Below are 19263 nucleotides of genomic sequence, written 5' to 3'. Positions count from 1 at the left end.
CGCCCCGTCGTTCAGGGCAACAAGGTGTTTTTCCTGTGAACAAAAGCAGACCTGTCAATTTAGACATTTCCACTATCAAGCTTCCCGCTGCCGCTCTGGTTTCCATTTTGCATCGTGTTTCCGGCGTTGTGCTCTTCGCCGTAGTCGCACTGCTGCTGTGGATGCTGGATACCAGCCTGGAATCCGAACAGGGCTTCGCCGATGTGGCGGCAGCCTTCAACAGCATCCCGGCCAAGCTCATTTTGTGGGCTTCCCTGGCGGCCCTTATCTACCACCTGTTCGCCGGTATTCGTCACCTGCTGATGGATCTGGGGATTGGTGAGTCTCTGGAGGGTGGTCGCCGTAGCGCCGTTACGGTGCTGGTGTTGAGTGTAATCCTTATTCTGTTGGCGGGGGTGTGGTTATGGTAAGAACAGTAACAAGCTTTGGCCGCAGCGGTACTTTCGACTGGCTGTATCAGCGTGTCACCGCCGTTGTACTGGTTGCTTATACCCTCTTTATTGTGGGTTTCATCTTTTTCAGTGATGACTTCGGCTACCAGGCCTGGTCTGAGCTGTTCGCCCAGCGCTGGGTGCGTGTATTCAGCCTGGTGGCGCTTCTCTCCACCATTATTCATGCCTGGATCGGTCTCTGGTCTGTTGTGACCGACTACATCACCAATCGCATGATGGGGCCCAAGGCCACCGTTCTACGCCTGATCGTAGAAGCGCTGCTGGCAGCGGTCGCCGTGTTTTACACGGTGTGGGGCATTGAAATTCTGTGGGGTGTATAACTGATGGCGAACATGCGTACTATTTCCTTTGACGGGATTGTGATCGGCGGCGGCGGCGCGGGTATGCGCGCGGCGCTGCAAATGGCTCAGTCCGGCTTCAAGACGGCCGTGATCACCAAGGTGTTCCCGACTCGCTCGCACACCGTATCTGCCCAGGGCGGTATCACCTGCGCGATCGCCAGTGCCGACCCGAATGACGACTGGCGCTGGCACATGTACGACACCGTCAAGGGGTCGGACTATATCGGCGACCAGGACGCTATCGAATATATGTGCTCCGTGGGCCCCGAAACCGTGTTCGAACTCGAGCACATGGGTCTGCCTTTCTCCCGTACTGAAGAAGGACGTATCTACCAGCGCCCGTTTGGCGGCCAGTCCAAGGACTTCGGTCGCGGCGGCCAGGCGGCGCGCACCTGCGCGGCTGCGGACCGTACCGGCCACGCGCTGCTGCACACGCTGTACCAGAACAACGTCAAGCACAACACCGAATTCCTGAATGAGTGGTTCGCCATTGACCTGGTGAAAAACCAGGACGGCGCCGTGGTGGGTGTGATCGCCATGTGCATCGAAGACGGCGAAGTCGTCTTCATCAAGTCCAAGGCCACTGTATTCGCGACCGGCGGTGCCGGCCGCATCTTCGCCTCCACCACCAATGCGCACATCAATACCGGTGACGGTGTCGGTATGGCCCTGCGTGCGGGCATGCCGGTACAGGACATCGAAATGTGGCAGTTCCACCCCACCGGCATCGCCGGCGCCGGCGTGCTGGTGACCGAGGGTTGTCGCGGTGAGGGTGGCTACCTGATCAACAAGGATGGCGAGCGCTTTATGGAGCGTTACGCGCCCAACGCTAAAGACCTCGCGTCCCGCGATGTGGTGGCGCGCTCCATGGTTCTGGAGATCCTCGACGGTCGCGGCGCCGGCCCCGAGGGCGACCACGTATTCCTGAAGCTCGACCACCTGGGCGAGGAAGTGCTGCACAGCCGCCTGCCCGGCATCTGCGAGCTGGCCAAGACCTTCGCCCACGTGGATCCGGTCAAGGCGCCGATCCCGGTCGTGCCTACCTGTCACTATATGATGGGCGGTATCCCCACCAATGTTCACGGCCAGGCCCTGACTCAAGACGCATCCGGCAACGACCAGATCATTGATGGCTTCTATGCCTGTGGTGAGGTTGCCTGTGTGTCCGTACACGGCGCCAACCGCCTGGGCGGCAACTCCCTGCTGGACCTGGTGGTCTTCGGTCGCGCATCCGGTCTGTTTATCGAGCAGGCCCTGCGCGAGGGTGTCGAGCACCGCGAGGCCTCCGACTCCGATATCGAGGCCGCCATGGCGCGCCTGAACCGTCTGGAAAATACCAACGACGGTGAGAAAGCCGCCGACCTGCGCAAAGAGCTGCAGAACGTGATGCAGAACCACTTCGGCGTATTCCGCCGCGGCGATTACATGGCCGAAGGCGTGAAGAAGCTGGCCGATCTGCGTGAGCGCATTGCCAATGTGCGCCTGGAAGACAAGAGCCGCGCATTCAACACTGCCCGTGTTGAAGCGCTGGAGCTGCAGAACCTGCTGGAAGTGGCCGAGGCCACGGCGATTGCCGCCGAAGCGCGCACCGAGAGCCGCGGCGCCCACGCCCGCGAAGACTTCCAGGAGCGCGACGATGAGAACTGGCTGTGCCACTCCATGTTCTTCCCGGCGGAGAAGCGTGTCGGCAAGCGCGCAGTTAACTTTGCGCCCACCACCGTGGAAGCTTTCGAGCCGAAAGCTCGGACTTACTGATTCGGGAGCGGAATAGAGTATGTTGAAAGTAAGCATTTACCGTTACAACCCGGAGACCGACAAAGCTCCTTACATGCAGGACTACGACCTGGACACCCAGGGCAAGGACCTGATGGTGCTGGACGTGCTGGAACTGCTGAAGGGTGAGGATCCGACCCTGTCGTTCCGTCGCTCCTGTCGCGAGGGCGTATGCGGCTCCGACGGTATGAACATCTCCGGCCGTAACGGCCTGGCCTGCACCACGCCGATTTCAGAAGCGGCGCCCAAGGGCAAGCTGGTGCTGCGCCCGCTGCCGGGCCTGCCGGTGATCCGCGATCTGGTCGTGGACATGGAGCAGTTCTACGAGCAGTACAAGAAGATTGAACCCTTCCTGCAGAACGACACGCCGGCGCCGGCGATCGAGCGCCTGCAGTCGCCGGAACAGCGCGAGAAACTGGACGGCCTGTACGAATGCATTTTGTGCGCCTGCTGCTCCACCGCCTGTCCGTCTTTCTGGTGGAACCCGGACAAGTTCATCGGCCCTGCCGGCCTGCTGCAGGCCTACCGTTTCCTGGCGGACAGCCGCGATCTGGCCGCCGACGAGCGCCTGTCCAAGCTGGATGACCCCTTCAGTGTCTTCCGCTGCCACGGCATCCAGAACTGTGTGAATGTGTGCCCGAAGGGTCTGAACCCGACCCGCGCCATCGGCCACATCCGCAATATGCTGCTGACCCGCGCCGTTTAAAGGTCGCGGGGCAGGTTGAGCCCGCATTGCGGGCTCGGCGCCAACGGCGGCGCCTATCTATAAGCTGGCCGCAGAGCCGGTGCCAAGTTGAAAAGGGGAGGTGTCTTTTAAAGCGCCTCCCCTTTTGTGAGTGAAAGGAACGCGCAGTGCTAAACCCCATGCACTGCAATCGAGGTAGGCATCAACATGCACGAAAGTACCATGGAGCAGCTGTGGCGTAGCTCCCATATCTCCGGGGGCAATGCCGCCTATGTGGAGGAACTGTACGAGACCTATCTGCACGACCCCAATGGCGTGCCGGAGGAGTGGCGCAGTTACTTCGACAGCCTCCCGCGGGTAAGTGGCGTCGGCGATGTATCCCATGCCGCAGTGCGTCAGCACTTTGAACTGCTCGCCAAACACCGTACCCGCCCGCTGGCCGCTCCCGGTGCCGGCGCTATCAATATCGAACACGAACGCAAGCAGATCAAAGTTCTGCAGCTCATCAGTTCCTACCGTCACCGCGGCCACAAGAAAGCGACCCTGGACCCCCTGGGCCTGATGGCGCGCGAGCAGGTGCCGGATCTGCAACTGAACTACCACGGCCTGACCGAGGGCGATTTCGACACGACTTTCCAGACCGGCGATCTCTTCTTCGGCAACGGCGAGGCGACCCTGGGCGATATCGTCCACGGCCTGGAGCGCACCTACTGTGGCAACCTGGGTGCTGAGATCATGCACCTGTCCAACCTGGATGAGCAGCACTGGTTCCAGCAGCGCCTGGAGCGCAGCCAGTCCAAGCCCAACTTCGGTACCGATATCCAGGTCGAAATCCTGCAGCGCCTGTCGGCCGCCGAGGGCCTGGAGCGCCACCTGGACTCCAAGTACCCGGGCACCAAGCGTTTCGGCGTCGAGGGCGGTGAGAGCCTGATCCCGATGCTGGATGCGCTGATCCGCCGCTCCGGCACCTACGGTGTGAAAGAAGTGGTGATGGGCATGGCCCACCGCGGCCGCCTGAACACCCTGGTCAATATCCTGGGTAAGAATCCCACCGACCTGTTCGAGGAATTCGAGGGCAAGAAGACCCTGGATACCTCCGGCGACGTCAAGTACCACCAGGGCTTCTCTTCCAATGTGATGACCCCGGGTGGCGAAGTGCACCTGGCACTGGCCTTTAACCCGTCGCACCTGGAGATCTGTGCGCCGGTGGTGGAAGGTTCCGTGCGCGCCCGTCAGGATCGCCGCAACGATCCCACCGGCGAGAAAGTCCTGCCGATCAATATCCACGGCGACGCCGCCTTTGCCGGCCAGGGTGTGGTGCAGGAAACCCTGCAGATGTCCCAGACCCGCGGCTTCTACACCGGCGGTACCGTGCATATCGTGCTGAACAACCAGGTGGGCTTCACCACCAGCAAGCGCGAAGACGCCCGTTCCACCGAGTACTGCACCGATGTGGCGAAGATGATCGACGCCCCGGTACTGCACGTAAACGGCGACGATCCGGAAATGGTCGTACTGGCCGCGCTGCTGGCGGTGGACTACCGCTACGAGTTCAAGAAAGACATCGTTATCGACCTGGTGTGCTACCGCCGCCGCGGCCACAACGAGACCGACGACCCGTCCGGCACCCAGCCGCTGATGTACCAGATTATCCGCAAGCACAAGACCACCCGTACGCTGTACGCGGAAAAGCTGGTTGCTGAGGGGATACTGGACAAGGCCGCTGCCGACAAGCTGGCCAACGACTACCGCGACAAGCTGGATCGCGGCGAGGACGTGGCCACCGGTCTGGTGAAAGAGCCGGATTCCACCATGTTTGTGGACTGGAGCCCGTATCTGAACCACGACTGGCAGACACCGGCCGACACCGGCTTCCCGCTGCCTAAGCTGAAAGACGTGGCCAATCGCATGACTACCGTGCCCGACGGCATCGTCATGCAGCGCCAGGTATCCAAGATCTACGAAGACCGCCGCAAGATGGCCGGCGGCGCGCTGCCGTTGAACTGGGGCATGGCGGAGACCCTGGCCTACGGCACGCTGCTGGAAGAGGGCTATATGGTCCGCTTTACCGGTGAAGACGTGGGCCGTGGCACCTTCTCCCACCGTCACGCGGTGCTGCACAGCCAGAAAGACGGCCAGACCTACGTGCCGCTGCAGCACATGTACGAAGGCCAGCCGCGTTTCGATATGTACGACTCGCTGCTGTCTGAAGAGGCAGTGCTGGCATTCGAATATGGTTATGCCACCACCACGCCGAAATCCCTGGTGGTGTGGGAAGCGCAGTTTGGTGACTTCGCCAACGGCGCCCAGGTGGTGATCGACCAGTTCATCACTTCCGGCGAGCACAAGTGGGGCCGCATGTGTGGCCTGGTGATGCTGCTGCCACACGGCTATGAAGGCCAGGGCCCGGAGCACTCCTCCGCGCGTCTCGAGCGCTTCATGCAGTTGTGTGCCGAGCACAATATCCAGGTGTGTAACGCCACCACGCCGGCGCAGATTTTCCACCTGCTGCGCCGTCAGGCTGTTCGCCCGATGCGCCGCCCGCTGATCATCATGAGCCCGAAGTGGATCCTGCGTCACAAGCTGGCCACTTCCAGCCTGGACGAGCTGGCCAACGGCACGTTCCACAACGTGATCCAGGACGACGGTGTGGATCCCGCCAAGGTAAAACGCCTGATCCTGTGCTCCGGCAAGGTCTACTACCATTTGCTGGAAGCGCGCATGGAGCGCGAGCAGGAAGACGTGGCACTGGTGCGCATCGAGCAGCTGTATCCCTTCCCGGACGACGAGTTCGTCGAGGCGGTGTCCGCGTTCAAGAACATCAAGAGCGTGGGCTGGTGTCAGGAAGAGCCGATGAACCAGGGCGCCTGGTATCACAGTCAGCATCACCTGCGCCGTCTGCTGGCGGAAACGCATCCGAAGCTGGACCTGCAGTACGTTGGCCGTGAGCCCTCGGCGGCACCGGCGGCGGGCTATATGTCCACGCACCTGGAAGAACAGAACAAGTTCATCAACGAGGCGCTGACCGTCAAGTAATAGGCGGCAGTAATTAGTGAATCGGGCGTTACCAAAATGCATCGCCCAGGATTAAATCTCAGGAAACAGGACCAATGACGATCGAGATTAAAGCGCCAACTTTCCCGGAATCCGTTCAGGACGGCACCGTTGCCACCTGGCACAAACAGCCCGGCGAAGCCGTGTCCCGCGATGAACTGATCGTGGATATCGAAACCGACAAAGTCGTACTGGAAGTTGTCGCACCCGCCGACGGCGCCCTTACCGAAATCATTAAGGGCGAGGGCGATACCGTCCTGTCCAACGAAGTGATTGCCAAATTCGAAGAGGGCGCTGGCGCCGCGCCTGCGGCAGAAAAGCCCGCGGAAGCCCCTGCTGCCGAGGCGGCTCCGGCTGCTGGCGGTGAGAAAATCGCCATGCCGTCCGCCAAGAAGATGGCGGCCGAGAAGGGCGTTGACCTGGCCGGCGTCGAAGGCTCCGGCAAGGGCGGTCGCGTACTGAAAGAAGACGTGATGAAAGCGGGCACTGCTCCGGCAGCTGCCGCTGCGCCGGCGGCCGCTGCTGAAGTTGCCGTGGCTCCGGGCGAGCGCGTGGAGAAGCGTGTACCCATGACCCGCATGCGCAAGCGTATTGCCGAACGCCTGCTGGACGCTTCCCAGTCCACCGCCATGCTCACTACTTTCAACGAAGTGAACATGAAGCCGATCATGGATCTGCGCAAGAATTACAAGGATCTGTTCGAGAAGAAGCACAACGGCACCCGTCTGGGTTTCATGGGCTTCTTCGTGAAAGCCGCGGTGGAATCCCTGAAGCGTTACTCTGCGGTGAACGCGTCCATCGACGGTGACGATATCGTCTACCACGGCTACCAGGATATCGGTGTGGCAGTGTCCTCGCCGAAGGGCCTGGTAGTGCCGGTACTGCGTAACGCGGAAAACATGGGCCTGGCGGATATCGAGAACAATATCCGCGACATGGGCTTACGCGCTCGCGACGGTAAGCTGACCATCGAGGAAATGACCGGCGGTACCTTCACCATCACCAACGGTGGTGTATTCGGCTCCCTGCTGTCGACGCCGATCCTGAACCCGCCGCAGACTGCAATCCTGGGCATGCACAAAATCCAGGAGCGCCCGATGGCGGTCGACGGCAAGGTGGAAATCCTGCCGATGATGTACCTGGCGCTGTCCTACGACCACCGCCTGATCGACGGCAAGGAAGCGGTTGGCTTCCTGGTTGCAATCAAGGAAATGATCGAAGACCCGGCGCGCATTCTGCTGGAAGTTTAAAAGCAGGCAGTGGCTGCAGGTATTTTTTGTAGGATGGGCAAAGCGCAGCGTGCCCATCAGCGCCGGAAGATGGGCACGTCACTAGGCTCCTTTGCCCATCCTACGGTGTTGCCACAAAACTGCTGAAGGAGCGGCCGCAGGCCGCACCATTGCAAATTGAATTCACCAAATTTGGAACAGACCATGTCAGAAAAATTTGACGTAATCGTTATCGGCTCCGGCCCCGGTGGCTATGTAGCAGCAATCCGCGCAGCGCAGCTGGGTCTGAAGACTGCCTGTGTCGAAAAGTGGACCAACAAGGAAGGCAAGGTCGTCAATGGCGGTACCTGCCTGAACGTGGGTTGTATCCCCTCCAAGGCACTGCTGGACAGCTCCTGGAAGTACCACGAGGCGAAAGATGCCCTCGACGTACACGGCATCGACACCGGCAAGGTGAAGATCGATGTTAAGAAGATGATCGAGCGCAAAGACGGCGTCGTGAAGCAGATGTCCGGCGGTATTGCCGGCCTGTTCATGGCCAACAAGGTGACGTCCATCGAGGGTAGCGGCAAGCTGCTGGCCGGCAAGAAGGTTGAAGTCACCGATCACGACGGCAAGTCCACCGTTTACGAAGCCGACAACATCATCCTGGCTTCCGGCTCTGTCCCGGTGAATATTCCGCCGGCCCCGGTAGACAACAAGATCATCGTCGATTCCACCGGCGCGCTGGAATTCACCTCCGTGCCCAAGCGCCTGGGTGTCATCGGTGCCGGCGTAATCGGCCTGGAACTGGGCTCCGTCTGGAACCGCCTGGGTGCCGACGTTGTGGTACTGGAAGCACTGGACAACTTCCTGTCCATCATGGACCAGCAGATCGCCAAGGAATCCCAGAAGATCCTGAAGAAGCAGGGCCTGGATATCCGTCTCTCCTGTCGTGTGACCGGTACTGAGGTCAAGGGCAAGGAAGTCGTTGTCACCTATGAAGACAAAGACGGCAAAGAGCACCAGGAAACTTTCGACAAGCTGATCGTGTGTGTTGGCCGCCGTCCGTTCACCGAGGGCCTGCTGTCTGAAGACGCCGGTGTAAAACTGGACGAGCGCGGCTTCATTTACGTCAACGATCTGTGCATGACCTCCGCACCGGGCGTGTGGGCGGTGGGCGATGTTGTGCGCGGCCCGATGCTGGCGCACAAGGCTTCCGAAGAGGGCGTGGTGGTTGCCGAGCGCATCGCCGGCCAGAAGCCGATGATGAACTACGACGTGATCCCGAACGTGATCTACACCCACCCGGAGATCGCCGCGGTAGGTCGTACCGAAGAGCAGGTAAAGGCAGACGGCGAACCCTACAACGTGGGTGTTTTCCCGTTTGTTGCCTCCGGTCGCGCCGTTGCTGCGAATGAAACCGCCGGTATGGTGAAAATCATCGCGCACGCGGAGACCGACCGTGTACTGGGCGCCCATATTGTCGGCCCGTCTGCGGCGGACCTGGTGCAACAAGTGGCGATTGCGATGGAGTTCGGCTCCAGTGCGGAAGACATCGGTATGACCGTCTTCGGTCACCCGACCCTGTCTGAAGCGGTGAAAGAAGCGGCACTTGCGGCTAACGGCCACGCGATCCATATCGCCAACCGCAAGAAGCGCAAGTAAGCGACGAGTTATATGTCGGGGCGGCTCTAAAAGGTCGCCCCGGTTTCATTTGCGAAATTCGAAATTTGCAACGACGGAAATTTCGAATTTTGTTCTTAGGTGCAGAGTAATCTGCAATTGGTAAACACATTTCAAATGTGAATTGGTATTGACTATGAACTTGCATGAGTATCAGGGCAAACAACTGTTTGCAGCATACGGATTGCCGGTTTCCAAAGGCATTGCAGCGGAAACCCCGGCAGCGGCAGCAGCAGCGGCAGATGAAATTGGCGGCGACAAGTGGGTTGTAAAGGCCCAGGTACACGCCGGTGGCCGCGGCAAGGCCGGCGGTGTAAAGCTGGTGGATTCCAAGGCGGAAATTGAAGAATTCGCCAAGAAGTGGCTGGGCGAGCGCCTGGTAACCTACCAGACAGACGAAAATGGCCAGCCGGTTTCCCGCATCCTGGTTGAGAGCTGCACGGACATCGACCAGGAATTGTACCTGGGCGCGGTAGTCGATCGCTCCACCCGTCGTATCGTTTTCATGGCTTCCACCGAAGGCGGCGTGGAAATCGAGAAAGTAGCGGAAGAAACTCCGGAAAAAATCCTGAAAGCCACCATCGATCCCCTGGTCGGCGCGCAGCCGTACCAGGCGCGCGAGCTGGCGTTCAAACTGGGTCTGAACCCGACTCAGGTGAAGCAGTTCACCAAGATCTTCCTCGGCCTGGCCAAGATGTTCGAAGAGAAAGACCTGGCCCTGCTGGAAATCAACCCGCTGGTCATCACCACCGAAGGCAACCTGCACTGCCTGGACGCCAAAGTGGTTATCGACAGCAACGCCCTGTACCGCCACGCCGACCTGCGCGAAATGCACGATCCGTCTCAGGACGATCCGCGCGAAGCGCACGCGGCCAAGTGGGACCTCAACTACGTGGCCCTCGACGGCAACATCGGCTGCATGGTAAACGGCGCCGGTCTGGCCATGGGCACCATGGACATCGTCAACCTGCACGGCGGCAAGCCGGCCAACTTCCTCGACGTTGGCGGCGGCGCGACCAAAGAGCGCGTGGTTGAAGCCTTCAAGATCATCCTGTCCGACGAAAACGTGAAGGCAGTTCTGATCAACATCTTCGGCGGCATCGTGCGCTGCGACATGATTGCGGAAGGCGTGATCGGCGCGGTGAAAGAAGTCGGCGTAACAATTCCGGTTGTTGTTCGCCTCGAAGGCAACAACGCAGACCTGGGCGCCAAGGTACTGAGCGACAGCGGTCTGAACATTATTGCGGCTACCAGCCTGACTGACGCTGCGGAGCAGGTAGTCAAGGCCGCGGAGGGTAAATAATCATGTCTGTACTGATTAACAAAGACACCAAAGTTATCTGTCAGGGCTTCACCGGCTCCCAGGGCACTTTCCACTCCGAACAGGCGATCGCCTACGGCACCAAGATGGTCGGCGGTGTGACTCCGGGCAAAGGCGGTCAGGAGCACCTGGGCCTGCCGGTTTTCGACACCGTGAAAGAAGCGGTTGAAGCTACCGGCGCGGAAGCCTCCGTGATCTACGTACCGGCACCGTTCTGTAAGGATTCCATCCTGGAAGCGGCCAACGGCGGCATCAAGCTGATCGTGTGCATCACCGAAGGCATTCCGACTCTGGACATGCTGGACGCCAAAGTGAAGTGTGACGAGCTGGGCGTGCGCCTGATCGGCCCGAACTGCCCGGGTGTTATCACTCCGGGTGAGTGCAAGATCGGCATCATGCCGGGTCACATTCACAAGCCGGGCAAAGTGGGCATCGTTTCCCGCTCCGGCACCCTGACCTACGAAGCGGTGAAGCAGACCACTGACTTCGGTTTCGGCCAGTCCACCTGTGTCGGTATCGGCGGTGACCCCATCCCGGGCTCCAACTTCATCGACATCCTGGAGATGTTCCAGAACGACCCGCAGACCGAAGCCATCGTAATGATCGGTGAAATCGGCGGCACCGCGGAAGAAGAGGCAGCGGCCTACATCAAGGAAAACGTCACCAAGCCGGTGGTTTCCTACATCGCTGGTGTAACCGCTCCTCCCGGTAAGCGCATGGGCCACGCCGGTGCGATTATCTCCGGTGGCAAGGGCACTGCGGACGAGAAATTCGCCGCACTGGAAGACGCCGGTGTGAAAACCGTGCGCTCCCTGGCCGAGATCGGCAACGCGCTGAAAGAAGTAACCGGCTGGTAAGTTACTGCCGCTCGGTTAGAGAAAGCCGCCTTCGGGCGGCTTTTTTTATGTTCGGCGGAAGCAGGCGGAGGGCTTACGCCTCGTAGAGTTCCAGTGGCAGCTGGTCCGGGTCGGCGAAGAAGGTAAAACGCTTGCCGTTATAGGGGTCGGTGCGGACAGGTTCCACAGTAACGCCGGCGGCGGACAGCTGCGCAACGGCGTCCTCGATACTCTCAACCCGGAAAGCGAGGTGGCGCAATCCCCGCGCTTCCGGATAGCTGGGGCGCGCGGGAGCTCCGGGCAAGGAAAAAAGCTCGAGCTGGCTGCCGTCCGGCAGGGCCAGGTCCAGCTTGTGCGAATCCCTGTCGCGGCGGTAGTTCTCGGCGATCACCCGCAGCCCGAGGATCTCTGTGTAAAAGTGTCGGGACCTGGCGTAGTCCGAGCAGATAATCGCCGCGTGGTGGATGCCGGCCAGCATTGATGCTTCCTCACTAATCCGCAATTGAGTGCATTCCGTAGAAATGCACCCAGCCGTTGATGACTGATTTACTGGAGTTTACCTGCGGATTTTATTGTGCCGCAGGCCGAATGCAGCCGCCTGGGTTTTTCGCGACGACCCGCACTGTGCGTTAATCTGGCGGTTTTCGAACGATATACACGGTCTGCGGTCACTTTTATACTGCGGCGAAAGCAATCTATCGGGGAGCGAACATGGCCAGAGCTTTGATTGGAGTCATCGGTGGCAGCGGTCTGTACGAGATGCAGGGGCTGGGCAATGTGCAGGAACACAATTTGCAGACCCCCTTCGGTTCGCCGTCCGATCTTATCGTTACCGGTGAGCTGCACGGCGTGCCGGTTGCTTTTCTCGCCCGCCACGGTCGCGGTCATCGCCTGATTCCCTCCGAAGTGCCCTACAGGGCCAATATCCACGCGCTGCGCCAGCTGGGCGTGCGCTACATCCTGTCGCTGTCGGCGGTGGGTTCGCTGCGCGAAGACGTGCGCCCGCTGGACATGCTGATCCCCGATCAGTTTATCGATATGACCCGCAAGCGCGACACCACTTTCTTCGGCGAGGGTGCCGTCGCCCACGTCTCCATGGCCGATCCGGTATGCCCGGCAGTGGCGAACTGCCTGGCGCGCGCCTTCGACAGCAGCCAGGCCGGCCAGCCGATCCGGCTGCATCGCGGCGGCAGCTATGTTTGCATCGAGGGGCCACAGTTTTCCACCCGTGCCGAGTCGCACTGGTATCGCAGTATGGGCGCCGCGGTGATCGGTATGACCAACATGCCCGAGGCGAAATTGGCGCGCGAGGCGCAGATCGCCTATGCCACCCTGGCCATGGCCACGGATTACGACTGCTGGCATCCGCGCGAAGAGGCAGTCACTGCGGAGGTGGCGATTGCCAACCTGCAGCAGAATGCCGCTCGCGCCCAGCAGATCGCATCCGAGGCGATTCGGCTGCTGGGCGCAGAGAAACCCCGGTCTGCCGCCCATACCGCGCTGGCGAGCGGACTGGTGACTCCGGTGGCCGCGATGCCAGAAGAGAAGGCGGCTGTAATAAAACCATTCCTTGCGGCGACAGAAATGCTACAGGAAGAAGTGGAGACCTGACTGAGATGCATGAAACGCTGCCGCTACTGGAAATTACCGACTTTCCGGCCATCCGCCGCGAGAAAATCGATACGCTGCAGGTCAATATCGGTTATCGCTGCAATCAGAGCTGCGTGCACTGCCATGTGAACGCGGGGCCGACGCGCACCGAGATGATGAGTGAGGACAATCTGGCGCTGGTCGCCGAAGTGCTGCGCGCGCGCGCTATCCAAGCTCTGGACATCACTGGCGGCGCACCGGAACTGCACTCTGGTTTTCGCGCGCTGGTGACGGTGGCGCGGGCGCAGGGCGTGCATGTCATGGACCGCTGCAACCTCACGATCCTGTTTGAGCCGGGCCAGGAAGATCTGGCTGAATTTCTGGCAGAAAACCGGGTGGAAGTCGTGGCCTCATTGCCCTGTTACTCGCTCGATAACGTGGACAAGCAGCGGGGCAAAGGCGTGTTCGACAAGAGCATCGCTGCACTGCAACGGCTCAACGCATTGGGTTACGGCAAGCCGGGCAGCGGCCTGGTGCTGAATCTCGTCTACAACCCGCAGGGGCCTTTCCTGCCGCCCGATCAGCAGTCCCTGGAAGCGGACTACCGCCGCGAACTCGCCGGGCACTTCGGCATCGTCTTCAATCACCTGTTTGCCCTGGCGAATATGCCGATCAAGCGATTCGGCTCGACACTGGTGTCCAAAGGGCAGTTTGTGCAGTACATGCAACTCCTGCGGGAGAACTACAGCGCGGCCAATCTCGACGGGGTGATGTGCCGCAGCCTGGTCAGCGTGGACTGGCAGGGCAACCTGTACGACTGCGATTTCAACCAGCAGCTGGATATCCCCGTGCCGGGCAAAATGCACCTGCGCGACCTGTTGCTGCAGGACCTGCACAACTCGCCGATTCGCGTGGCGGACCATTGTTACGGCTGTACGGCGGGGCAGGGCAGTAGCTGCGGCGGCGCTCTGTGAAGCGGCCCCAAAACTACTGCGCGTGCGCCTGGCGGCGTCCGGCGGTGCTGGTGCGCCAGCCCGGTCGGCATCTCATGTACGCGGTGTACACTCCGGTGCCTCCGCTCCGGCGGCCGCCACCAGGCGCCCGCTCGCTACGTTTTGAAGCCACTTCATATCAGGCAGAAATATAAGTGAGCAAAAAAGTTTTATTGATCGCAGTATTGCTGGTGCTGGGGTTGGCCTTTTATCTGTTCGACCTGCACCAGTGGCTGACGCTGGAGAGCCTCAAGGCCGGGCGGGAACAGTTCGAGCAGTGGCGCGCGGAGTCTCCGCTCCTCGTGGGCCTGTTGTTTACGTTGTTTTATATTCTGGTCACCGGGCTGTCCCTGCCCGGTGCGGCGATCATGTCACTGGCGGCCGGTGCGATATTCGGCTTGTTTTGGGGTACGGTCATCGTGTCCTTTGCGTCCAGTATCGGCGCGACAATGGCGTTCCTGGTCTCGCGCTATTTACTGCAGGACTGGGTGCAGAGCCGTTTCGGCCAGCGCCTCGCCGCGGTGCATGCCGGTATCGAGCGGGAGGGTGCCTTCTATCTGTTCGCACTGCGTCTGGTGCCGCTTTTTCCGTTTTTCGTGATCAATATTCTGATGGGGCTCACCCGTATCCGGACCTGGACATTTTACTGGGTCAGTCAGCTGGGGATGCTGGCTGCCACAGTCGTGTACGTGAACGCGGGCACGCAATTGGGGCGCGTGGAGAGCCTCGGCGATATCCTGTCGCCGCAGCTGCTGCTGTCCTTCGTGCTGCTGGGCATTTTCCCCCTGCTGGCGAAATATTTTTTAAGCTGGCTCAAGCGCCATCGCAGTGCGGCCTGATTTTTTACCATGAGCAAACCACGCAAGTTCGACCGCAACCTGATTGTTTTCGGCGCCGGCGCCGCCGGGCTGGTGAGCGCCTATATCGCCGCGGCGGTCAAGGCCAAAGTCACGCTGGTCGAAGCCGGCGCAATGGGTGGCGATTGCCTGAATACCGGCTGTGTGCCGAGCAAGGCGTTGATCAAGTGCGCCCGCGTGGCACAGCAGGCGCGCGATGCGCATAAATTCGGTGTGGCGCTCGACAAGCCGAAAATCGATTTTCCCGCGGTGATGGCGCACGTGCGCAATTCCATCGCCGCGATCGAGCCGCACGACAGCGTGGAACGCTACACCGGCCTCGGGGTGGAGGTGCTGCAGGGGCGCGCCCGGCTGGTCGATCCCTGGACAGTAAAAATCTCCCTGAACGCAGGGGGTGAGCAGACACTCACTGCGCGCGCAATTATTCTCGCTACCGGAGCCGAGCCTCTGGTGCCGCCGCTGCTGGGGCTGGACCGGATTCAATACGTTACCAGCGACACCTTATGGGATAACTTTGCCCGCCTGCCGCAGGTGCCGGACAGTTTGCTGGTGCTGGGTGGCGGCGCCATCGGCTGCGAACTGGCGCAGGCGTTCGCGCGCCTGGGCACGCGGGTGACGCTGGTGGAAAAGGCGGACCGATTGCTGCCGCTGGAAGATCGCGATGTTTCCGACGCGGTGCAGCAGTCGCTCAGAGCGAGCGGCGTAACCGTGTTGACCGCACACGAGGCGCGCGCATTTGAAAGCGGTAACGCGGAATCGACCGGGGGCAGTGTGCGCCTGCACAGCGCCGACGGGGAGCAGACGCTGGATTTCGATCACCTGCTGCTGGCACTGGGGCGTCGGGCACGGGTGTCCGGTTTCGGTCTGGAAGAGCTGGGTATTGTCGCGGAAGGCAAGCTGCACACAGATCCGTATTTGCGCACCCGCCATCCGCACATTCTCGCCGCTGGCGACTTGGTGGGACCCTATCAGTTTACTCATATGGCTTCGCACCAGGCCTGGTATGCGGCGGTCAACGGACTCTTTGGCGACTTTAAAAAGTTTGCCGTGGATTATTCGCTGGTGCCGCGGGCGGTATTCGTCGATCCGGAAGTTGCCAGCGCAGGCCTGACCGAGCAGCAGGCCCGCGAGAGAAATATTACCTATGAAGTCACCCGTTACGGTATCGACGATCTCGACCGGGCCATTGTCGATGGCACCGCACAGGGCTTCGTCAAGGTTCTGACAGCGCCGGGCCGGGACAAGATCCTCGGCGTCGCTATCGTCGGTGAGGGTGCGGCGGAACTGATCGCCGAGTTTGTACTGGCGATAAAACACGGGCTCGGCATGAACAAGCTGCTGTCGACCATTCATATTTACCCGACCATGGCGGAAGCCAATAAATATGCAGCGGGCAACTGGAAGCGCGCGCATGCACCGGCAAGGCTGCTGCGCTGGCTGGAGCGCTTTCACCGCTGGAGGCGCGGCTAGTGCGTTACACCATTGTGGTTCCACTGCTGAACGAGCGGCAGCAGCTGCCGGACCTGATCGAGCACCTGCGTTATCTGCAGGCGCGGGCGGACTGCGAACTGATCCTGGTGGATGGCGGCAGTAGCGATGGCAGTGTTGAACTGGCGACAGCGGCAGGTCTGCATGTGCTCGATGCACAGCGGGGCAGGGCGCGGCAGATGAATGCCGGCGCCGCAGCTGCCAGTGGCGATTGGCTGCTGTTCCTGCATGCGGATACCCGCTTGCCCGACTGTGCATTTGAAGAGATTCAGCGGGCGGCCAAAGAAAAATTTAGCTGGGGCCGCTTTGACCTGCGTATCAGCGGCGACAGCATTTGGTTTCCGCTGATCGCCACCCTGATCAACCGGCGCTCGCGGCTGAGCGGCATCGCCACCGGAGACCAGGCCATATTTGTGCGTCGCGATCTGTTTCGAGCGTCGGGCGGGTTTCCCGAGCAGCCGCTGATGGAGGACATAGAACTCAGTAAGCGCCTGCTGAAACATTCGCGGCCGGCCTGTATTGGTCATCGAGCTGCGACTTCGGGACGACGTTGGCAGAAATACGGCGTGATCCGCACGGTACTGTTGATGTGGCGGCTGCGCTTTGCGTACTGGCGCGGCGTGCCCGCAGAATCACTCGCGCGGCGCTATGACTGAACTCTCGAACAGTGCACTGCGCCTGATTATTTTTGCCAAGGCGCCGCTCGCCGGTTTCGCCAAGACGCGACTGCTTCCGGCCCTGGGCGAGCAGGGTGCCGCGGCACTGGCCGAGAGGATGTTGCGGTACACCCTGGAGCAGTGTGTACGCGCGCAACTGGGATCTGTCGAACTGTGTGTAGCGCCGGACAGCAATCACGACTACTGGCAGTCATTCCGGTTGCCGGAAGGCGTAGCGCTGAGCAGTCAGGGCGGCGGCGATCTCGGCCAGCGACTCTGGCGCGCGGCCAGGCGCGCACGGCAAGCGGGCGAGGCGGTGCTGCTGCTCGGCACCGACTGCCCGCAGCTATCCGCCGAGCGTCTGCGCAAGGCGGCCGCCGCAATGGAAAAGTCCGATGCGGTTATCTATCCCACCCGCGATGGCGGTTACGCGCTACTAGGCCTGAAACGAGCCGAAGCCGCGCTGTTTGAGAATATCCACTGGAGTACGGAAGTGGTGGCGGCGCAGACCCGGCAGCGCCTCGATCACTGCGGGTTGCGGTGTGAGTGGCTGGAGATGCTCGCGGATATCGATGAGCCGCGGGACCTGGAGTTTTTGCCAGACTCCTGGCGGCAGGATTTATAGGGGCGCCGGGGAGATCGATTACAGGGCGGGGGTGGCGCCGGCCGCTTCCGCATCAACTTCAGTGTTATCGGCCAGCGCTTCGGCAGCGCCGTCGTTGGCTGCGGCCAGACGCTGTTCCTCGATGCGGCTGCTCCAGGTCAGCAGCGCCTGGTAGTGGCGGATATTCTGTACGTAGGTGACCGGCTCCCAGCCGCGCGCGTAGCCGTGTTTGGTGTCCTTGTAGTACTGGCGCTTGGCCAGTAGCGGCAGGTGCTTGCGCACATCGGCCCAGAGATCCGGATTGCCGCCCATCTTCTCGGTCAGTACCCGCGCATCCTCGAGGTGGCCGTAGCCGACATTGTAGGCGGCCAGCGCCATCCAGGTGCGGTCCGGTTCGCGGATACGCTCGGGGATCTTGTCGCGGATCTGCACTATATAGCGGGCACCGCCCTCGATACTTTCTTCCGGGTTCAGGCGGTCGACACCCAGTTCGCGCGCGGTGTTGCGGGTGAGCATCATCAGGCCGCGCACGCCGGTGCGGGATTTGGCGCGGGCATTCCAGTGGGATTCCTGGTAGCTGAGTGCCGCCAGCAGGTGCCAGTCCAGTTCGTAGTCGTCTGCGACCTTCTGCATGGTTTCGCGCCACTGGGGCAGGCGGTCGCGGCTGTTCTTGGCGAAAGCCTGGGCGCCGCCCGGGTTCAGTTTACCCACGTGGCCGAAAAATTCCTCGCGCAGCTGCGCCACCAGGCCACTGGTGTTGGCTCTCAGCATAAAGCGCCGGGCGGTGCGGTAGAGGCTGTCGTCATCGCCCTGCGGCAGGGCCCAGGCTACCGGCTGGTACTGGGTCAGATTGAAGGCGATGGCGGTATTCGGGTAGAGGCCGCGGTGTACGGCGTAGGCATTGGAATCGACGACGGCGTAGTTGTACCTGCCCTGGTCGACCAGCTCCAACAGTTCCATGGCGCCGACATCGGAGACCTCTTCCCACTGCAGCCCCGGGAAGCGGTGGGCCAGTTTGCGCATTTCCTCGGCGTGGGCACTGCCGGCAATGACGGCAATCTTCTTGTCCTCCAGGTCGCTGGCCTTGCGCGGGCGCTGTTCACCGAGGCGGTAGATGACTTGCTGGCGGATTTCAAAGTAGGAGGGGGTGAAGCGCACCTGTTCCCGGCGCTCCGGAGTTACGGTGAGACCGGCGGCGGCCAGGTGAGCGCCTTCCTCGGAGTCGCGCAGGCGCGCGAACATCTGATCCAGGTCGTGCACATCGCGGATTTCCAGCATTACGCCCAGCTCATCGGCGAAGGCCTGCAGCATGCCGTATTCGAACCCGGTGTGGGTGCCTGAGGCATCTTCGTAGTAAGTGGTGGGACCGTTCTGGGAGAGTACGACCAGCTTGCCGGAGTTCTTGATGCGCTCCAGCATGTCCGGTGCCTTACTCGCCACCAGCAGCGAGGCGCAACAAGCCAGGGCCAGGCCTTTGGCGAGGCGGCGGCTGTAGCGCAGCAAGCGGCTTTTCATGATCATACACAGTCCCCTCAGTCCCTTAGCTGCTATCGCTTTTTATCGCAGCGGATACCGGCATTGCTCATCCTGAGCGACGGGGCCGGCAAAAGATCGGCAATTTTACCCTAACAGGTGACAGATTGCCCAATTCCGCGTGGCGATGTGACTTCTGGAGTTGCATCTATGCGGTAATTCTAGTAGGCCCTGCCAAGCCGAGCCT

General features: G+C 61.0%; 17 protein-coding genes and 1 other RNA gene. 16 read left to right on the top strand and 2 right to left on the bottom strand.

Annotated elements, in window-relative coordinates:
- Positions 1-35 precede the first annotated feature (35 nt).
- The 9 genes from sdhC to sucD all read left to right on the top strand — a co-directional run bounded on the left by sdhC (position 36) and on the right by sucD (position 11377).
- Entirely contained in the window at positions 36-410 is a 375-nt protein-coding gene (sdhC, locus tag BUC36_RS04950; protein WP_073272272.1) for a succinate dehydrogenase, cytochrome b556 subunit, read from the top strand.
- Positions 404-772, top strand: a complete 369-nt coding sequence (gene sdhD / locus BUC36_RS04945; RefSeq protein WP_073272269.1) for a succinate dehydrogenase, hydrophobic membrane anchor protein — start codon at positions 404-406, stop codon at positions 770-772. Before sdhC ends, sdhD begins: the two co-directional genes overlap by 7 nt.
- A gap of 3 nt (positions 773-775) precedes the next feature.
- Positions 776-2548 (top strand): succinate dehydrogenase flavoprotein subunit, encoded by a 1773-nt coding sequence (gene sdhA, locus BUC36_RS04940; protein ID WP_073272266.1) that lies wholly within the window; start codon positions 776-778, stop codon positions 2546-2548.
- A 19-nt stretch (positions 2549-2567) separates the two neighbouring features.
- Positions 2568-3272, top strand: a complete 705-nt coding sequence (locus tag BUC36_RS04935; RefSeq protein WP_073272263.1) for a succinate dehydrogenase iron-sulfur subunit — start codon at positions 2568-2570, stop codon at positions 3270-3272.
- A gap of 186 nt (positions 3273-3458) precedes the next feature.
- Positions 3459-6287 carry a 2-oxoglutarate dehydrogenase E1 component gene (locus BUC36_RS04930; protein ID WP_073272260.1) on the top strand — a complete coding sequence of 943 codons (2829 nt, stop codon included), beginning with the start codon at positions 3459-3461 and terminating at the stop codon, positions 6285-6287.
- A 74-nt stretch (positions 6288-6361) separates the two neighbouring features.
- Positions 6362-7555 carry a 2-oxoglutarate dehydrogenase complex dihydrolipoyllysine-residue succinyltransferase gene (odhB, locus tag BUC36_RS04925; protein WP_073272257.1) on the top strand — a complete coding sequence of 398 codons (1194 nt, stop codon included), beginning with the start codon at positions 6362-6364 and terminating at the stop codon, positions 7553-7555.
- Positions 7556-7738: 183 nt separating this feature from the next.
- Positions 7739-9181, top strand: coding sequence for a dihydrolipoyl dehydrogenase (gene lpdA, locus BUC36_RS04920; protein WP_073274586.1), 1443 nt, complete (start codon positions 7739-7741; stop codon positions 9179-9181).
- Positions 9182-9335: 154 nt separating this feature from the next.
- The gene (gene sucC, locus BUC36_RS04915) at positions 9336-10502 is read left to right on the top strand and encodes an ADP-forming succinate--CoA ligase subunit beta (RefSeq protein ID WP_073272252.1); all 1167 of its coding nucleotides are present in this window, start codon (positions 9336-9338) and stop codon (positions 10500-10502) included.
- A 2-nt stretch (positions 10503-10504) separates the two neighbouring features.
- Positions 10505-11377 carry a succinate--CoA ligase subunit alpha gene (gene sucD, locus BUC36_RS04910; RefSeq protein WP_073272249.1) on the top strand — a complete coding sequence of 291 codons (873 nt, stop codon included), beginning with the start codon at positions 10505-10507 and terminating at the stop codon, positions 11375-11377.
- A 73-nt stretch (positions 11378-11450) separates the two neighbouring features.
- Here the strand turns inward: sucD and gloA2 are convergent, their stop codons facing one another.
- Positions 11451-11834 (bottom strand): SMU1112c/YaeR family gloxylase I-like metalloprotein, encoded by a 384-nt coding sequence (gene gloA2 / locus BUC36_RS04905; protein WP_073272247.1) that lies wholly within the window; start codon positions 11832-11834, stop codon positions 11451-11453.
- Between the two features lie 233 nt (positions 11835-12067).
- Here gloA2 and mtnP point away from each other — a divergent pair, with 233 nt between their 5' ends.
- From mtnP to BUC36_RS04875, 7 genes are all read left to right on the top strand, one after another.
- On the top strand, positions 12068-12967 hold the full coding sequence (mtnP, locus tag BUC36_RS04900) for an S-methyl-5'-thioadenosine phosphorylase (RefSeq protein WP_073272244.1): 900 nt from the start codon (positions 12068-12070) through the stop codon (positions 12965-12967).
- A 5-nt stretch (positions 12968-12972) separates the two neighbouring features.
- Entirely contained in the window at positions 12973-13920 is a 948-nt protein-coding gene (gene arsS / locus BUC36_RS04895) for an arsenosugar biosynthesis radical SAM (seleno)protein ArsS (protein ID WP_073272241.1), read from the top strand.
- Between the two features lie 74 nt (positions 13921-13994).
- Positions 13995-14069: non-coding RNA, sX9 sRNA (locus BUC36_RS04890), on the top strand.
- Between the two features lie 24 nt (positions 14070-14093).
- Positions 14094-14777 carry a TVP38/TMEM64 family protein gene (locus tag BUC36_RS19170; RefSeq protein ID WP_234994888.1) on the top strand — a complete coding sequence of 228 codons (684 nt, stop codon included), beginning with the start codon at positions 14094-14096 and terminating at the stop codon, positions 14775-14777.
- 9 nt (positions 14778-14786) lie between these two features.
- On the top strand, positions 14787-16265 hold the full coding sequence (locus BUC36_RS04885; protein WP_234994887.1) for a dihydrolipoyl dehydrogenase family protein: 1479 nt from the start codon (positions 14787-14789) through the stop codon (positions 16263-16265).
- Positions 16265-16939 (top strand): TIGR04283 family arsenosugar biosynthesis glycosyltransferase, encoded by a 675-nt coding sequence (locus BUC36_RS04880; RefSeq protein ID WP_200797183.1) that lies wholly within the window; start codon positions 16265-16267, stop codon positions 16937-16939. The genes BUC36_RS04885 and BUC36_RS04880 overlap by 1 nt, the downstream gene beginning before the upstream one ends.
- Positions 16932-17564, top strand: a complete 633-nt coding sequence (locus BUC36_RS04875; protein WP_073272236.1) for a TIGR04282 family arsenosugar biosynthesis glycosyltransferase — start codon at positions 16932-16934, stop codon at positions 17562-17564. Before BUC36_RS04880 ends, BUC36_RS04875 begins: the two co-directional genes overlap by 8 nt.
- An 18-nt stretch (positions 17565-17582) precedes the next feature.
- Here BUC36_RS04875 and mltF read toward each other — a convergent pair whose 3' ends face one another.
- Positions 17583-19064 carry a membrane-bound lytic murein transglycosylase MltF gene (mltF, locus tag BUC36_RS04870; protein WP_073272233.1) on the bottom strand — a complete coding sequence of 494 codons (1482 nt, stop codon included), beginning with the start codon at positions 19062-19064 and terminating at the stop codon, positions 17583-17585.
- Positions 19065-19263: the final 199 nt, after the last annotated feature.

Origin of the sequence: Microbulbifer donghaiensis, from assembly GCF_900129095.1 — a bacterium.
GTDB classification, from domain to species: domain Bacteria; phylum Pseudomonadota; class Gammaproteobacteria; order Pseudomonadales; family Cellvibrionaceae; genus Microbulbifer; species Microbulbifer donghaiensis.
The sequence above is the reverse complement of the archived record's forward strand: the minus strand, read 5'-3'. Positions and strand labels throughout refer to the sequence as shown.

Excerpts from the sequence above, each read along its gene's own strand:
- sdhD (WP_073272269.1), top strand. The coding sequence starts at position 404 with ATGGTAAGAACAGTAACAAGCTTTGGCCGCAGCGGTACTTTCGACTGG.
- sdhA (WP_073272266.1), top strand. The coding sequence starts at position 776 with ATGGCGAACATGCGTACTATTTCCTTTGACGGGATTGTGATCGGCGGC.
- BUC36_RS04935 (WP_073272263.1), top strand. The coding sequence starts at position 2,568 with ATGTTGAAAGTAAGCATTTACCGTTACAACCCGGAGACCGACAAAGCT.
- BUC36_RS04930 (WP_073272260.1), top strand. The coding sequence starts at position 3,459 with ATGCACGAAAGTACCATGGAGCAGCTGTGGCGTAGCTCCCATATCTCC.
- odhB (WP_073272257.1), top strand. The coding sequence starts at position 6,362 with ATGACGATCGAGATTAAAGCGCCAACTTTCCCGGAATCCGTTCAGGAC.
- lpdA (WP_073274586.1), top strand. The coding sequence starts at position 7,739 with ATGTCAGAAAAATTTGACGTAATCGTTATCGGCTCCGGCCCCGGTGGC.
- sucC (WP_073272252.1), top strand. The coding sequence starts at position 9,336 with ATGAACTTGCATGAGTATCAGGGCAAACAACTGTTTGCAGCATACGGA.
- sucD (WP_073272249.1), top strand. The coding sequence starts at position 10,505 with ATGTCTGTACTGATTAACAAAGACACCAAAGTTATCTGTCAGGGCTTC.
- gloA2 (WP_073272247.1), bottom strand. The coding sequence starts at position 11,834 with ATGCTGGCCGGCATCCACCACGCGGCGATTATCTGCTCGGACTACGCC.
- mtnP (WP_073272244.1), top strand. The coding sequence starts at position 12,068 with ATGGCCAGAGCTTTGATTGGAGTCATCGGTGGCAGCGGTCTGTACGAG.
- arsS (WP_073272241.1), top strand. The coding sequence starts at position 12,973 with ATGCATGAAACGCTGCCGCTACTGGAAATTACCGACTTTCCGGCCATC.
- BUC36_RS04885 (WP_234994887.1), top strand. The coding sequence starts at position 14,787 with ATGAGCAAACCACGCAAGTTCGACCGCAACCTGATTGTTTTCGGCGCC.
- BUC36_RS04875 (WP_073272236.1), top strand. The coding sequence starts at position 16,932 with ATGACTGAACTCTCGAACAGTGCACTGCGCCTGATTATTTTTGCCAAG.
- mltF (WP_073272233.1), bottom strand. The coding sequence starts at position 19,064 with ATGATCATGAAAAGCCGCTTGCTGCGCTACAGCCGCCGCCTCGCCAAA.